This window comes from Serratia proteamaculans, assembly GCF_949794035.1.
Lineage (GTDB): Bacteria > Pseudomonadota > Gammaproteobacteria > Enterobacterales > Enterobacteriaceae > Serratia > Serratia proteamaculans.
Genome location: NZ_OX461105.1, coordinates 4,871,489 through 4,885,967, shown reverse-complemented (window position 1 = coordinate 4,885,967; position 14,479 = coordinate 4,871,489). Strand labels below are relative to the sequence as shown.

Sequence of the window (14,479 nt, the reverse complement as noted above, 5' to 3'; positions counted from 1 at the left end):
AAATGAAAGCGGCAACCGCTGTAATCGACCGCCGCGCTCTGCGACATAATCTGCAACAGGTGCGCCGTCAGGCGCCACAAAGTCGCCTGATTGCCGTTGTGAAAGCAAACGCTTATGGACATGGCCTGCTGGAAACAGCGCACACCCTGCAAGACGCCGACTGCTACGGCGTGGCGCGCATTGGCGAGGCGCTGATGCTGCGCTCCGGCGGCATCGTCAAACCGATCCTGATGCTGGAAGGTTTTTTCTCCGCCGAAGATCTGCCGGTATTGGTAGCCAATAATATCGAAACCGCGGTACACAGCATTGAACAGCTTGAAGCGCTGGAACAGGCTACGCTGGCGCGGCCGGTACCGGTGTGGATGAAGCTGGATACCGGCATGCATCGCCTGGGCGTGCGTCCGGAACAGGCCGAGGCGTTCTACCAACGTCTGAGCGCCTGCCGTAACGTGGTGCAGCCGGTTAATATCATGAGTCACTTCAGTCGCGCCGATGAACCTGAGTCTGATACCACGCTGAAACAAATGCAGTGTTTTGAAAGCTTTGCCGCCGGTAAACCGGGGCAGCGTTCGATCGCCGCCTCCGGGGGAACCCTGCTGTGGCCGGATGCGCACAATGAATGGGTACGTCCAGGTATTATCCTGTACGGCGTCTCGCCGATGGAAGGGTCCAAAGGCTGTCAGTACGACCTGCAACCGGCCATGACGCTTAAATCCAACCTGATCGCGGTGCGCGAGCACAAGGCCGGTGAGTCGGTGGGCTACGGCGGCACCTGGATCAGCGCAGGCGATACCCGTTTGGGCGTGGTGGCCATGGGTTACGGTGACGGCTATCCGCGCAGTGCACCTACGGGGACACCGGTATGGCTTAACGGCCGTGAAGTGCCGATCGTGGGTCGGGTGTCGATGGACATGATGTCGGTCGATCTCGGGCCGGATGCTACCGACAAGGTCGGCGATGAAGTGGTGCTGTGGGGCCAGGCGTTGCCGGTTGAACGTATTGCCGACTGCACCGGCATCAGCGCTTATGAACTGATTACCAAACTGACGCAGCGTGTGTCGATGGAATACATCGGCGAATAGTCTGTGAGGGGCCGGCGCCTGCCGGTCCCAATCATTAACGCGTTACTTCTTTACCGCCAACCACCGATCGATAATGCTCTGATACTCACCGGTCGCTTTGGACAGGTGCAGCCACTGATCCACATAGAGTTTCCAGCTCAAATCATCACGCGGCAGCATGTAGGCCTTCTCGCCGTACTGCATCGGTTTTTTGGGATTAACCGCGCACAGCTTTGGATAACGTTTTTGCTGATACAGCGCCTCGGAGGCGTCGGTGATCATCACATCGGCTTTCTTGTCGACCAACTGCTGGAAAATCCCCACGTTATCATGGGTCAATGTCAGCTTGGCTTTGGGCAGATAGGCATGCACGAAGGCTTCATTGGTACCACCCGCCGGCTCCAGCAGGCGCACGGAGGGTTTATTGATCTGGTCGATGGTGCGGTATTTCTTCACGTCGGTGCAGCGCACCAGCGGGATCTTGCCGTCGGTATCCAGCATGTCGGCGAAGAACACCTGCCTTTGCCGCTGTAGCGTGACGGAAATACCGCCCATGGCAATGTCGCATTTACCGGCAACAAAATCCGGCGTCAGGGTTTTCCAACTGGTTTTCACCCATTTCACCTTGGCTCCCAGACTCTTGGCCAGCGATTCCGCCATGTCGATATCAATGCCTTCATAGCTGCCGTCTTCTTTCAGGAAGGTGTAGGGCTTGTAATCACCGGTGGTGCACACTTCCAGTGCGCCTTGTTGTATCACCTTATCCAGGTGCGATTGGGCGCTGGCGCTCCCGGCGGCTATCAGCAGTGCGAGAGGTAATAACTTTTTCATCGGCGTCCTTTTTATACATTCGTGGTTTTATGCGCGCTTTAGCCGTTCATTGTTGCTGACTTGCGCGAGTTACCCACTTTTTATGCCATTAGCAGGTGGAAACGTTCGGCATTGCTGCTGTGCGCTTCACAACCTCGGCGGGGGAAGGGTATCCACAGTCAAAAAACTGATAGGCTGTAACGTCAACATTTATTAACACAGTTTACAGGTGGCTATGTACAACATTGACGATTTTGATATGAAAATCCTGACGCTGTTACAGGCCAATGGTCGCCTGACCAATCAGGAACTGAGCGATCTGGTGGGGCTGTCGGCTTCCCAGTGTTCCCGGCGGCGCATCAGCCTGGAGCAGGCGCAGCTGATCCGCGGCTATCATGCACGGCTGGCACCGGAAGCCGTTGGGCTGGGGCTGGTGGGGCTGATAGAAGTCAGCCTGACCCAACACGGCCAGGAGCAGATCGACAGTTTCCACCAGATGCTGGAAGAAGTGGACGCTATTCTTGACGCCTATAAAACTACCGGCGATGCCGATTATCTGCTGAAGGTGGCGGTGGCGGACCTGCCGGCGCTGGATGACCTGATCAGCCAGACGCTCTCGCGGCACAAAAGCGTGGCGCATATCAAAACGGCGGTGGTGCTCAATCGAATCAAGGAAAATGGTTTGCTGCCGGTGGCGAGATAAAGCTAAAACCGATCGCCGTTTTCCGTCTATATTAGGAACATAACGCTGTGCCCGACCCACAATAATCCAGGAGAACAACCCGTGTTCCAGAACGTTGATGCCTATGCAGGTGATCCGATCCTGTCGCTGATGGAAAAATTCAAAAAAGACCCCCGTGCGCACAAGGTTAACCTGAGTATCGGCCTTTACTATGATGAGCAGGGCATTATCCCGCAGATGAAAGCGGTGGCCGCAGCGGAAGCGCAGCTGAATAGCGTGGATCACGGCGCGTCAGTATACCTGCCGATGGAAGGCCTGCTGCCTTACCGTACTGCCATTCAGCACTTGTTGTTCGGTGCCGAGCACCCGATGTTGCAACAAGGCCGCATCGCCACCATTCAGACCGTGGGCGGTTCTGGCGCGCTGAAAGTCGGTGCCGACTTCCTGAAAAGCTACTTCCCGGATTCGCAGGTGTGGGTCAGCGATCCGACCTGGGAAAACCACATTGCCATCTTTGGCGGTGCCGGCTTCAAGGTGAACACCTATCCGTACTTCGACAGTGAAAGCCTGGGCGTGAAGTTTGACGCCATGCTGAGCGCGTTGAAACAACTGCCGAAGCACAGTATCGCGCTGCTGCACCCGTGTTGCCATAACCCGACCGGCTCTGACTTGTCCAATGCTCAGTGGGATGAAGTGGTCAAGGTGATCGCTGAACGTGAACTGATCCCGTTCCTCGATATCGCCTATCAGGGCTTTGGCGGCGGCATTAATGAAGATGCTTACGCCATTCGCTCTATCGCCGCCGCCGGTCTGCCATGCCTGGTGAGCAATTCGTTCTCGAAAATCTTCTCGCTGTATGGCGAACGCGTTGGCGGCCTGTCGGTGGTTTGCGAAAGCGAAGAGGCGGCCGGGCGCGTACTGGGCCAACTGAAGGCCACGGTACGTCGCAACTATTCCAGCCCGCCGAACTTCGGTGCGCAGGTGGTGGCGAAGGTGCTGAACGATACGCAACTGAAAGCCCAGTGGCTGGCAGAAGTGGAAACCATGCGCACCCGCATCCTCGAGATGCGCAAAACGCTGGTGGAAGCGCTGAAAGTTGCTCTGCCACAGCGTAACTTCGATTACCTGCTGGAACAGCGCGGCATGTTCAGCTACACCGGCTTCAGCGCGGCACAGGTTGATCGGCTGCGTGAAGAGTTCGGCGTGTACCTGATCCACAGCGGTCGTGTTTGCATGGCCGGCCTGAACCATAACAACGTGCACCAGGTGGCCGAGGCGTTTGCCGCAGTGCAGTAATATTGTTAGGGTGAATTAACGTTCATCGTAATGCGAAGGGAGCGATAGCGATATCGCTCCCTTTTTTGTTGTCGGTTTGCCGCCGGAGTTGCCGCAAACTGGATAGAGAATATACTGATTGAGGGGCGCTCACTCATGTGGCATCAGCAAACGCTAATCCTCAGCGCAAAAGCGCGTGGTTTTCATCTGGTTACCGAAGAGATTACCGACCAGCTAACCCACTTACACCGCCTGCAAACTGGCCTGTTGCATCTGTTGTTGCAACATACCTCGGCCTCGCTGACGCTGAACGAGAACTGCGATCCTACGGTGCGAGCCGACATGGAGCAGCATTTCTTGCGTCAGGTGCCAGAGAACGCACCCTATCAGCACGACTATGAAGGGCCGGACGACATGCCGGCACACATCAAATCCTCTCTGTTGGGCACGTCCTTGACGCTGCCTGTCGGTCACGGGCGACTGATGCTGGGCACATGGCAGGGAATTTGGCTGGGGGAGCACCGCATTCACGGCGGTTCACGCCGTGTTGTGGCCACGTTACAGGGGGAATAACCCAATGAATAACACAGCACTGCTGGAATACTGCATGGCGAAGCCGGGCGCGGAACAGAGCGACCAGAACCAATGGCAGGCCAGTCAGATCAAGGTCGGCGACGTGATGTTCGCCATGGTGTGCGAGGTGCAAGGGCGACCGGCGCTGGCGGTAAAATCCAGTCCGGAACTGGCGGAAAGCCTGCGGGAACACCATCCGGAGATTGTCGCCTGCGAGCGGCTGAACAAAGCGCACTGGAATACGGTGTTTCTCGACGGCAACCTGCCGAACTCGCAGTTTTATACCCTGATCGACAGTTCATATCAGCTGGTGCTTGAAGGGTTACCTGACCACGTGCGCCAGGAACTGCGCGCTTAAGCATTGAGGGCAGGCGTGTCGCCTGCCTTTTCCCATGACTCATCCTTTCTTTTGTCGGCCAAATTGTGATCGCGACTCAATAATGGGAACGTTCCCCGTTGATTGTCTGCCGGAAACGGCTAGGCTTTTATACTCGATAAACCACCAGACCAAAGGATGCCGTCAGATGGCCATGAGTGAAGAGAAACGCAAGATGATTGCCGGTGAGCTGTATGACGCCGGTGACGAGTTACTGCGCAGCGAGCGCAAACGAGCACGCCAGTTGGTACACCATTACAACCATTCTTCCCCGGACGAGACTGACCTGCGTAAACAGGGGTTGGCCGAGCTGCTGGGCCGGTATCAGGGAGGAACTATAGAGCCGACGTTCCGCTGCGATTACGGCTACAACATTTTCCTGGGTAAAAACTTCTACGCCAATTTTGACTGCGTGATCCTCGACGTGTGTGAAGTGCATATCGGTGATAACTGCATGCTGGCACCGGGAGTGCATATCTATACCGCTACCCATCCGCTGGATGCGGAAACCCGCGTTGGCGGGGCGGAGTTCGGCAAAGCGGTGCACATTGGCGATAACGTGTGGATTGGCGGCCGGGCGGTGATTAATCCGGGCGTGACTCTGGGGGATAACGTGGTGGTGGCATCCGGTGCGGTGGTCACTAAAGACGTTCCGGCCAACTGCGTGGTCGGTGGTAACCCGGCACGGGTGATTAAACAGCTGTAAAAAAAATCGGGCGCCGTGCTGGCGCCCGGGGACTTAGGCTCGCAGCGAGTTGATATCCACCACGAAACGGTATTTTACGTCGCTTTTCAGCATCCGTTCGTAGGCTTGGTTGATCTGCTGCATCGGGATCAGTTCGATGTCTGAGGTAATGCCGTGCTGACCACAGAAATCCAGCATCTCCTGGGTCTCTGCAATACCGCCAATCAGCGAACCGGCGATGCGGCGGCGCTTCATAATCAGGTTAAACACCTGCGGTGATGGATGGTCGTGTTCCGGCGCACCGACCAGCGTCAGGGTGCCGTCGCGATGCAGCAGGTTAAGGAACGGGTTCAGATCGTGCTGGGCGGCCACCGTGTTAAGAATAAAGTCGAAGCTGTTGGTGTGCTGCGCCATCTCTTCCGGGTTGCGGGAGATCACCACTTCGTGGGCTCCGAGGCGCTTGGCGTCCTCCACTTTGGACTGAGAGGTAGTGAACAGCACCACATGTGCGCCCATCGCCCGGGCCAATTTGACGCCCATATGCCCCAGCCCGCCGAGACCCACGATGCCGACCTTTTTACCGGGACCGGCACCCCATTGGCGCAACGGGGAGTAAGTGGTGATACCGGCGCACAGCAGCGGTGCTACACCGGCCGGATCGAGATTTTCCGGCACCCGCAGTACAAAGTCCTGATCCACCACCATCGCGGTTGAATAGCCACCGTAGGTGATGGCGCCGGTTTGCCGATCCTGACCGTTATAGGTGCCGGTAAAGCCGTTTTCACAGTATTGCTCCAGCCCTTCCTCACAGCTCGGACAGCTACGGCAGGAATCCACCATGCAACCCACGCCGACCAAATCGCCGACCTGATAACGTGAAACATGGTTGCCGACGGCGCTCACGCGGCCAACAATTTCGTGGCCGGGCACCACCGGGAAAATCGTGTTGCTCCATTCGTTGCGGGCCTGGTGCAAGTCAGAATGGCAAACGCCACAGAACAGAACGTTGATTTGTACATCGTGGTCGCGCAGGACGCGCGGCGTGTAATCAAAAGGAACCAGCGCGGACTTGGCGTCGTGCGCGGCATAGGCGTGCGTAATGTTCATGGTCACTCCAGTCATCAGTAGGTAGGGCATGGCTTCCGGCAGCAGGATGCCGGTGAGACGCGGCCTGAATACAGCAGGTGGCCACAGAGGGAACATTGATGATAAAAGCTGCGAGCGGGGAGGGAAATGCCTGAAAATGTCTAAATCTTGCCTGTTTCTGTTCAATTTGAGCGAAACAGGGAATAGCGCGGGCCGTCACAGGAACGGCCCGCCGGGCAGGGATTATTTCTTCTTCAGTAACGGCTTGAGGAAGCGTGCGGTATGCGAAGCTTCACAGTTGGCCACGGTTTCCGGCGTACCGGCAACCAGGATCTCGCCGCCGCCGCTGCCGCCTTCCGGCCCCAGGTCGACAATCCAGTCCGCGGTTTTAATCACGTCCAGGTTGTGCTCAATCACCACGATGGTATTGCCCTGATCGCGCAGTTGATGCAGCACCGCCAGCAGTTGCTGGATATCGGCGAAGTGCAGACCGGTGGTCGGTTCATCCAGGATATACAGCGTTTGGCCGGTCCCGCGTTTTGACAGCTCACGGGCCAGTTTGACGCGCTGCGCCTCACCGCCGGACAGCGTGGTCGCCGACTGGCCGAGACGGATGTACGACAGGCCGACTTCCATCAAGGTTTGCAGCTTGCGCGCCAACGCCGGGACTGCGTCGAAGAATTCGCGTGCTTCCTCGATGGTCATCTCCAGCACTTCGTGAATGCTTTTGCCTTTGTATTTCACTTCCAGCGTTTCACGGTTATAGCGTTTGCCTTTGCACTGGTCGCACGGCACGTAGATGTCTGGCAGGAAGTGCATTTCCACCTTGATCACACCGTCGCCCTGGCAGGCTTCGCAGCGGCCGCCCTTAACGTTAAAGCTGAAACGACCCGGGTTGTAGCCGCGGCTGCGCGACTCGGGTACGCCGGCGAACAGTTCACGCACCGGGGTGAAGATACCGGTGTAGGTCGCCGGGTTAGATCGCGGAGTACGACCGATCGGGCTTTGATCGATGTCGATCACCTTGTCGAAATGCTCCAGGCCGGTCACTTCGCGGAACGGGGCCGGTTCGGCAAGGGTGGCACCGTTGAGCTGGCGCTGGGCGATCGGGAACAGCGTGTCGTTGATCAGCGTTGACTTGCCCGAGCCGGAAACCCCGGTAATGCAGGTAAACAGCCCCACCGGCAGTGTCAGCGTCACGTCTTTCAGGTTGTTGCCACGCGCACCGCTCACTTTCAGCACCTTGGTCGGATCGGCCGGCACGCGCTGCTCAGGAATGGCAATCTCGCGTTTGCCGCTGAGGAACTGGCCGGTCAGTGACTCCGGCTGCGCCATGATGTCTTCGACGGTGCCTTCTGCCACCACCTGGCCGCCGTGTACACCAGCACCGGGGCCGATGTCGATCACGTGATCGGCGGCGCGGATGGCATCTTCGTCATGCTCTACCACGATCACCGTGTTACCGAGGTTGCGCAGATGGATCAACGTTTCCAACAGGCGTTCGTTGTCGCGCTGATGCAGGCCGATTGACGGCTCGTCCAGTACGTACATCACGCCCACCAAACCGGCGCCAATCTGGCTGGCCAGACGGATACGCTGTGCTTCACCGCCGGACAGGGTTTCCGCCGAGCGTGACAGTGACAGGTAGTTCAGGCCGACGTTCACCAGGAACTTCAGGCGATCGCCAATTTCCTTCAACACTTTCTCGGCAATCTGGGCGCGTTGGCCGCTGAGCTTCATGTTCTGGAAGAAGGTCATGGCGTGGCCGATGCTCAGATCGGAGATTTCCGGCAGCGTGGTGTCTTCAACGAACACGTTACGCGCTTCTTCACGCAGGCGGGTGCCGTGGCACGAGGCGCAAGGACGGTTGCTGATAAACTTCGCCAGCTCTTCACGCACCGCGCTCGATTCGGTCTCTTTATAGCGGCGCTCCATGTTGTGCAACACGCCTTCGAACGGATGGCGGCGCACGGTGGTGTCACCGCGATCGTTGATGTATTTGAATTCGATGGTTTCTTTGCCGGAGCCGCTCAGCACCGCTTTCTGCACGTTGGCATCCAGGCTGTTGAACGGCGCTTCGACGTCGAATGCGTAATGCTCTGCCAGTGAACGCAGCATCTGGAAGTAATAGAAATTACGGCGATCCCAGCCGCGGATCGCGCCGCCGGCCAGCGAAAGCTCGGGGTTCTGTACCACACGCTCCGGATCGAAGAACTGCTGTACCCCCAGGCCGTCACAGGTCGGACAGGCACCGGCCGGGTTGTTGAACGAGAACAGCCGTGGCTCCAGTTCGCGCATGCTGTAGCCGCAGATGGGGCAGGCAAAGTTGGCGGAGAACAGCAGCTCATCGGCTTTTGTATCGTCCATATCAGCCACTACCGCAGTGCCGCCGGACAGCTCCAGCGCAGTCTCAAAGGACTCCGCCAGGCGCTGTGACAGATCGTCACGGACCTTGAAGCGATCGACCACCACTTCGATGGTGTGCTTCTTCTGCAACTCCAGCTTTGGTGGATCGGAAAGATCGCAGACTTCGCCGTCGATACGCGCACGGATGTAGCCCTGGGTCGCCAGGTTTTCCAGCGTTTTGGTGTGCTCACCCTTGCGGTCTTTCACCACCGGGGCCAGCAGCATCAGGCGTTTGCCTTCCGGCTGGTTGAGCACGTTGTCCACCATCTGGCTGACGGTTTGCGCCGCCAGCGGCACATGGTGCTCCGGGCAGCGTGGCTCACCGACGCGGGCAAACAGCAGGCGCAGATAATCGTGGATCTCGGTGATGGTACCGACCGTGGATCGCGGGTTATGTGAGGTCGATTTCTGCTCAATGGAGATTGCCGGTGACAGACCTTCAATGTGGTCGACATCCGGTTTTTCCATCAGCGAAAGGAACTGGCGTGCATAGGCGGAGAGCGACTCGACGTAGCGACGCTGCCCTTCGGCATACAGAGTATCAAAGGCCAGCGAGGACTTGCCTGAACCGGACAAACCGGTGACGACGATCAGCTTGTCACGCGGGATAATCAGGTTGATGTTTTTGAGATTATGGGTTCGAGCACCACGAACTTCGATATTGTCCATTTACACTTCCCGTCTTGATGATACACCGCGCCTGTCTGGGTGATTTACGGGCGATTTTGTGATCAAACGCGCAAAAAACCGGCACAGCCAGTACGAAACGCATAATTATGACACAAAAAAACCTGAATGAATATCCAGTACACGAATGCAACCAAGTCGATAGAAAGGACAATTCTGGAATACAATACGCAGTTATCAACACGGGTGTCGTTTCGGGCTGAGCGTGTTAAACTTACTCGTTTATACTGTGTAAAAATCAATCATCAGGAGAGTTCTCATGGCCAGCAGAGGCGTAAACAAAGTAATTCTGGTCGGGAATCTGGGCCAAGACCCAGAAGTCCGTTACATGCCGAATGGCGGCGCAGTGGCCAACATTACCCTGGCAACCTCCGAAAGCTGGCGTGACAAGGCGACTGGCGAGCAGAAAGAAAAGACCGAGTGGCACCGCGTGGTGCTGTTCGGCAAGCTGGCTGAAGTGGCGGGCGAATATCTGCGTAAAGGTTCCCAGGTGTACATCGAGGGCGCTCTGCAGACCCGTAAATGGACCGATCAGGCTGGCGTAGAAAAATACACCACTGAGATCGTTGTGAACGTTGGCGGCACCATGCAGATGCTGGGCGGCCGTCAAGGCGGCGGCGCACCTGCAGGCGGCGGCCAGGCTTCCGGTGCTCAGGGCGGCCAGGGCGGTTGGGGTCAACCTCAGCAGCCACAAGGTGGCAACCAGTTCAGCGGTGGCCAGCAGGCTCGCCCAGCGCAGAACAACGCGCCGGCAGCCAGCAGCAACGAACCACCAATGGACTTCGACGACGATATTCCTTTCTGATATCAGGTTGTCTGAAGCCATGAAAAAGCCCCGAAAGGGGCTTTTTTGTATTTAAGGGATAGCGCTTTCACGCCAGAGTCACGGCTCGACGGGGGCGCCTTTGGCCTTTTCTGGTGCCGGCGCACTCCTGGTTTTATCCATCGCCAGCTGTTTGCGGCCCTGCTCGTCCATGATGAGGCGATAGGCGATGTAGTACTTATAGATGTTACTGACATAGGTCACTGTCTCGGCCCCGATCCGCTCGGCTGCCAGGTATTCCACGTTGCCAAACCAGACATTGGGATTAAAACCGCGCTTCTCGCTTTCGGTTCGCAAACGGGCGATACGGGCCGGTCCGGCGTTGTAGGAGGCAAACGAGAACAGCACTTTGTCGAGGGGGGTCATAGGTTCGTCAGCGTAGTAGCGATCAATCATCCAGCGCATGTATTTCACCCCGGCATTGATATTGGGGTCCAGCTTGCGGATGTCACCGACTTTCAGTTCCTTACCGGTGCTCGGCATCACTTGCATCACCCCGATGGCACCGACCCGGCTACGGACCGACTGGTTGAGGCGCGACTCCTGATAACCCTGAGCCACCATCAGCAGCCAGTCGACATCATATTGGTCGCCGTATTTTCTGAAAATGTCTACCAGCGCCAGCATTTTGCTGCGTTCTCTCTCTGCCGCCGCATTTTTGACATATTTGGCGCTCTTCAGGTAGCGCAGCAGGAGGGTGTTGCCCAATTTGCTGCCCTGGCGGTTGTCCTTGACGAAGTCATCAAGCAGGGCGAGCAACTGCGGACTCTCCTTGCGAACGGCCCAGGCGATGTTGGCATCGTCACGCAGCACCACATTTTCGTGCACCTGAATTTTGGGGAAAACCTGTTTCCAGAACAGAGCCTTGTGGCGATCGACCACGATCAGCGGGATCAGACCGGCGTTCAGCATCTCTATCAGGTCTTCATCTTCGAGCGATTCAGGAGCCGCCTCCAGGGTCATGAGCGGAAGTGACTCTTTGGCAAAGCGCGCGTTAAGGGCCAGCAGGCTTTCGTGATAGCTCGATGAAAAACGCACAAACACCGTCTTGCCGGAGAGTTGCTCCAGGTTTTCTACCTTCGGCGACGCGGGGCCAGAGAGCAGCAGTTCCTGAACTTTCGGGTAAAGAGGCGTGGTGAAGGCCACCCGTTCCTGACGTGCGGGAGTGACCGTGAGGTTGGCAGCAACGATGTCACCTCTGCCTTCGTTGAGTGCCGTGAGTAGCTGATCGCGCGCTACCGGCACAAAGATGATGCGCACCTTCAGATGGCGTTGTTTGAGCTTTTTATCCTTCGCCAACTTGAGATTGAGGTTGCGATCGAACTCGATAAATATGTCATGGGTGAGGCCACGCTGAGTGCCCTTGACGGTGAAGAAAAAGGTTTTGCTGTAGGTGGTCAACACCCGGATCACCCGTCGATCGAGCATGCCGGGCAAATCTCCTTTCCAGGGCTGCATGATGTCGTCCATTTTGACTTCCAGTGCCTCTCGCTCCTCCTGCGCCGGCGGCTTTGCCTTCACCGGAGCAGCATGCACCGAACTGACGAACAGCAGGGCCGTGATACACGCCAGGCAGGCGACTAGCAATCGTTGAGAAGAGAAGGCATTCATGGAAGACACTCCGAATGGTGCGTCTTTTCATTGTAGTCAAACTAAAAAAGCCCCGAGAGGGGCTTTTTAACTATCTGGGAATATTAAGCCGAGAAGCCGCCGTCAATGCTCAGGCTGGCACCGGTGATATAACCTGCCTCAGGGCCAACCAGGTAGGCGACGAAGCTGGCAATCTCTTCATCCTTGCCGTAACGGCTGATCGCCATCATCGCTTTCAACTGCTCGGCAAAATCGCTGTTGGCCGGGTTCATATCGGTATCTACCGGGCCGGGCTGCACGTTATTGACGGTAATGCCGCGCGGGCCGAGATCGCGAGCCATACCCTTGGTCAGACCGACCAGCGCAGATTTGCTCATTGCATACACCGCGCCACCGGCAAATGGCATACGTTCGGCGTTGGTGCTGCCAATATTGATGATGCGGCCACCGTCATTCATATGGCGCGCCGCTTCCTGGCTGGCGACGAACACGCTGCGTACGTTAACCGCCAGCGTACGGTCCAGATCTTCCAGCGGCAGTTCTTCGGTGCTGCCCATGGCCAGCACACCGGCGTTGTTCACCAAAATATCCAGATTGCCCAGACTGTTTACTGCCTGGCGTACCGCCTGCTGCAGAGCCGCGGCATCGGCACTGTCGGCCTTGATGGCCAAAGCCTTGCCGCCGGCAGAAGTGATTTCGCTGACCAGTGCGTTGGCTTTATCGGCAGAGGCGACATAGGTAAATGCCACGGCGGCACCTTCGCGCGCCAGGCGTTTGGCGATGGCGGCACCGATACCGCGTGAACCGCCCTGAATGAATGCGACTTTGCCTTGCAGAGAGAGAGTTGCGGACATGATGTTTCTCCAGAGTGGGATTAGGTTAATAAAGCTACCGGTCCAGTATCGGAGAAACGCGGATTGGGAACTAGCCACAAAGAGCTATAATCAGCTTAAACCAATGGTTTGAAATCGACGGGATAAATCATGCTCGGGCATCTGGAGTGCTTTGTCAGTAGCGCAGAGAGTGGCAGTTTTTCTGCCGCCGGCCGCAAGCTGGGGATCAGTTCTGCGGCGGTGGGGAAGAACGTCACCAAACTGGAGTCGTTGGTGGGGGTGCGGCTATTCCAGCGCAATACGCGCAAATTGACCCTGACCGAAGAGGGTGAACGTTTTTTGCAGGAAGTCAGCGGGGGATTGCTGTCGATCCAGTGCGCCTTGAAAGGCCTGAGCAGTAGCGGTGGGGTCGCGGCGGGCACACTGAAGGTCAGCATGGGCACCGCTTTCGGCCTGCATTTTGTCTTGCCGATGCTGCCGGACTTCCTGGCCCATTATCCGGCGATTGTTCCAGACTGGCATTTTGATAATCGTCAGGTCGATCTGATTGGCGAGCATTTTGACGCGGCAATCGGCGGCGGCATCGAGCTGGCGCAGGGGATGATCGCCCGCGAACTGGCACCGGCACACGGCGTGCTGGTGGCTTCGACGGCGTATCTGCAACAACATTCGCCGCTTCAGCAGCCGGAACAGTTGGCGAGTCATGCGGGTATTTTTATTCGCTCACCGCAAACCGGGCGCATCCGTAATCTGCCGCTGCGCAATGCGGATAACGAGCAGCGCGCGCCGACCATGACGATAAAAATGACGGTCAATGAGCCGGAAGCGGCGGCACGGGCTGCCGAAATGGGGCTGGGCATTGCGCTGATCAGCATGCCGAACGCCTTGCCTTATCTGGAGAGTGGTCGCCTGGTGCGAGTCTTGCCTGGCTGGTATGTCGATCGCGGTAGCGTGCGCCTGTACTTCCCCACCACCAAATTCCTGCCGACCAAAACTCGGGTATTTGTCGATTACATCACCGAACAATTCCGTCTGCAAAAGCTGGCGACACGCTTTGACGCGCGTTAGAAACGAGAAAAGCCCCTTTCGGGGCTTCATTCTTCCGTCAGTTGACTGTCTGACGATCAGTTGAAGATTTCTGCGGTGCCGTACAGTTTGTTCTGGCCACCGGCGGAGATGATACGGTAAGAGTTGGCGCCTGATGCTGCGGCTTTGTTGGCCAGTTCAGTTTCCAGTGCGCTCAGGTTAGAAGCGCCGCTAACGGACACCACACCGATTTTCTGGGCATTAGCCGCAGGTTGGTTAGTCGGCTGATCGGCAGCAACGCTGGCGAAAGAGGCGGTAGTTAGCAGCAGAGCAGTAGCAAAAATTTTGATGTTTTTCATGATTCAATCCTCAGGGTATTTTTTAGGTGAGAGGTTGTTCCCTCTCGATGTGATAGATAATAGGCTGAAGCGATTGAATAGAAAATCGGAGAGTTTTGATAATCTCCATCAAATAAATTGACTTATTTTTGAGCGCAGTTATTCCCGCTGGCGTGCGGCAAAATTCGCCACTACCCTTTAGGGCAGTAATATCCTTAAAGGAGCAAA

At 56.9% G+C, this 14,479-nt stretch carries 14 protein-coding genes; 8 read left to right on the top strand and 6 right to left on the bottom strand.

Features of this window, described 5'->3' with window-relative positions; genetic code table 11:
• Positions 1–2: 2 nt before the first annotated feature.
• Positions 3–1,082, top strand: coding sequence for an alanine racemase (alr, locus tag QOT07_RS22705; RefSeq protein WP_099063586.1), 1,080 nt, complete (start codon positions 3–5; stop codon positions 1,080–1,082).
• A gap of 42 nt (positions 1,083–1,124) precedes the next feature.
• On the opposite strand, the gene QOT07_RS22700 is transcribed toward alr, so the two are convergent.
• On the bottom strand, positions 1,125–1,892 hold the full coding sequence (locus tag QOT07_RS22700) for a transporter substrate-binding domain-containing protein (RefSeq protein ID WP_099063585.1): 768 nt from the start codon (positions 1,890–1,892) through the stop codon (positions 1,125–1,127).
• A gap of 214 nt (positions 1,893–2,106) precedes the next feature.
• Between QOT07_RS22700 and QOT07_RS22695 the strand changes: the two genes are divergently transcribed.
• From QOT07_RS22695 to maa, 5 genes are all read left to right on the top strand, one after another.
• Positions 2,107–2,574: an Lrp/AsnC family transcriptional regulator gene (locus QOT07_RS22695; protein ID WP_099063584.1), complete on the top strand. Its 468-nt coding sequence runs from the start codon at positions 2,107–2,109 to the stop codon at positions 2,572–2,574.
• A gap of 81 nt (positions 2,575–2,655) precedes the next feature.
• Entirely contained in the window at positions 2,656–3,849 is a 1,194-nt protein-coding gene (locus tag QOT07_RS22690) for an amino acid aminotransferase (RefSeq protein WP_219017095.1), read from the top strand.
• Positions 3,850–3,984: 135 nt separating this feature from the next.
• The gene (locus QOT07_RS22685) at positions 3,985–4,401 is read left to right on the top strand and encodes a secondary thiamine-phosphate synthase enzyme YjbQ (RefSeq protein ID WP_017894193.1); all 417 of its coding nucleotides are present in this window, start codon (positions 3,985–3,987) and stop codon (positions 4,399–4,401) included.
• 4 nt (positions 4,402–4,405) lie between these two features.
• Positions 4,406–4,759 (top strand): MmcQ/YjbR family DNA-binding protein, encoded by a 354-nt coding sequence (locus QOT07_RS22680; protein WP_012147137.1) that lies wholly within the window; start codon positions 4,406–4,408, stop codon positions 4,757–4,759.
• A gap of 166 nt (positions 4,760–4,925) precedes the next feature.
• Entirely contained in the window at positions 4,926–5,483 is a 558-nt protein-coding gene (gene maa / locus QOT07_RS22675; protein WP_272931549.1) for a maltose O-acetyltransferase, read from the top strand.
• Between the two features lie 33 nt (positions 5,484–5,516).
• Here the strand turns inward: maa and QOT07_RS22670 are convergent, their stop codons facing one another.
• Together QOT07_RS22670 and uvrA are read right to left on the bottom strand one after the other, a co-directional pair.
• Entirely contained in the window at positions 5,517–6,569 is a 1,053-nt protein-coding gene (locus QOT07_RS22670; RefSeq protein WP_099063616.1) for an NAD(P)-dependent alcohol dehydrogenase, read from the bottom strand.
• Between the two features lie 222 nt (positions 6,570–6,791).
• Positions 6,792–9,623: an excinuclease ABC subunit UvrA gene (gene uvrA, locus QOT07_RS22665; RefSeq protein WP_099063581.1), complete on the bottom strand. Its 2,832-nt coding sequence runs from the start codon at positions 9,621–9,623 to the stop codon at positions 6,792–6,794.
• Positions 9,624–9,900: 277 nt separating this feature from the next.
• Between uvrA and ssb1 the strand changes: the two genes are divergently transcribed.
• Complete coding sequence (gene ssb1, locus QOT07_RS22660; protein WP_099063580.1) at positions 9,901–10,446, top strand: single-stranded DNA-binding protein SSB1; 546 nt, start codon at positions 9,901–9,903, stop codon at positions 10,444–10,446.
• 78 nt (positions 10,447–10,524) lie between these two features.
• On the opposite strand, the gene QOT07_RS22655 is transcribed toward ssb1, so the two are convergent.
• A complete protein-coding gene (locus QOT07_RS22655) occupies positions 10,525–12,075 on the bottom strand; it encodes an MltF family protein (protein ID WP_283603947.1) in 1,551 nt (516 codons plus the stop codon).
• Positions 12,076–12,158: 83 nt separating this feature from the next.
• On the bottom strand, positions 12,159–12,908 hold the full coding sequence (locus tag QOT07_RS22650; RefSeq protein ID WP_219017092.1) for a 3-oxoacyl-ACP reductase family protein: 750 nt from the start codon (positions 12,906–12,908) through the stop codon (positions 12,159–12,161).
• A 129-nt stretch (positions 12,909–13,037) separates the two neighbouring features.
• Between QOT07_RS22650 and QOT07_RS22645 the strand changes: the two genes are divergently transcribed.
• A complete protein-coding gene (locus QOT07_RS22645; protein WP_207977294.1) occupies positions 13,038–13,955 on the top strand; it encodes a LysR family transcriptional regulator in 918 nt (305 codons plus the stop codon).
• Positions 13,956–14,011: 56 nt separating this feature from the next.
• On the opposite strand, the gene bhsA is transcribed toward QOT07_RS22645, so the two are convergent.
• On the bottom strand, positions 14,012–14,272 hold the full coding sequence (gene bhsA, locus QOT07_RS22640) for a multiple stress resistance protein BhsA (RefSeq protein ID WP_099063576.1): 261 nt from the start codon (positions 14,270–14,272) through the stop codon (positions 14,012–14,014).
• Positions 14,273–14,479: the final 207 nt, after the last annotated feature.

Coding starts and splice junctions, on each gene's coding strand:
- ssb1 (WP_099063580.1), top strand. CDS start 9,901: ATGGCCAGCAGAGGCGTAAACAAAGTAATTCTGGTCGGGAATCTGGGC.
- QOT07_RS22695 (WP_099063584.1), top strand. CDS start 2,107: ATGTACAACATTGACGATTTTGATATGAAAATCCTGACGCTGTTACAG.
- bhsA (WP_099063576.1), bottom strand. CDS start 14,272: ATGAAAAACATCAAAATTTTTGCTACTGCTCTGCTGCTAACTACCGCC.
- maa (WP_272931549.1), top strand. CDS start 4,926: ATGGCCATGAGTGAAGAGAAACGCAAGATGATTGCCGGTGAGCTGTAT.
- QOT07_RS22655 (WP_283603947.1), bottom strand. CDS start 12,075: ATGAATGCCTTCTCTTCTCAACGATTGCTAGTCGCCTGCCTGGCGTGT.
- QOT07_RS22670 (WP_099063616.1), bottom strand. CDS start 6,569: ATGAACATTACGCACGCCTATGCCGCGCACGACGCCAAGTCCGCGCTG.
- QOT07_RS22645 (WP_207977294.1), top strand. CDS start 13,038: ATGCTCGGGCATCTGGAGTGCTTTGTCAGTAGCGCAGAGAGTGGCAGT.
- alr (WP_099063586.1), top strand. CDS start 3: ATGAAAGCGGCAACCGCTGTAATCGACCGCCGCGCTCTGCGACATAAT.
- uvrA (WP_099063581.1), bottom strand. CDS start 9,623: ATGGACAATATCGAAGTTCGTGGTGCTCGAACCCATAATCTCAAAAAC.
- QOT07_RS22650 (WP_219017092.1), bottom strand. CDS start 12,908: ATGTCCGCAACTCTCTCTCTGCAAGGCAAAGTCGCATTCATTCAGGGC.
- QOT07_RS22700 (WP_099063585.1), bottom strand. CDS start 1,892: ATGAAAAAGTTATTACCTCTCGCACTGCTGATAGCCGCCGGGAGCGCC.
- QOT07_RS22680 (WP_012147137.1), top strand. CDS start 4,406: ATGAATAACACAGCACTGCTGGAATACTGCATGGCGAAGCCGGGCGCG.
- QOT07_RS22685 (WP_017894193.1), top strand. CDS start 3,985: ATGTGGCATCAGCAAACGCTAATCCTCAGCGCAAAAGCGCGTGGTTTT.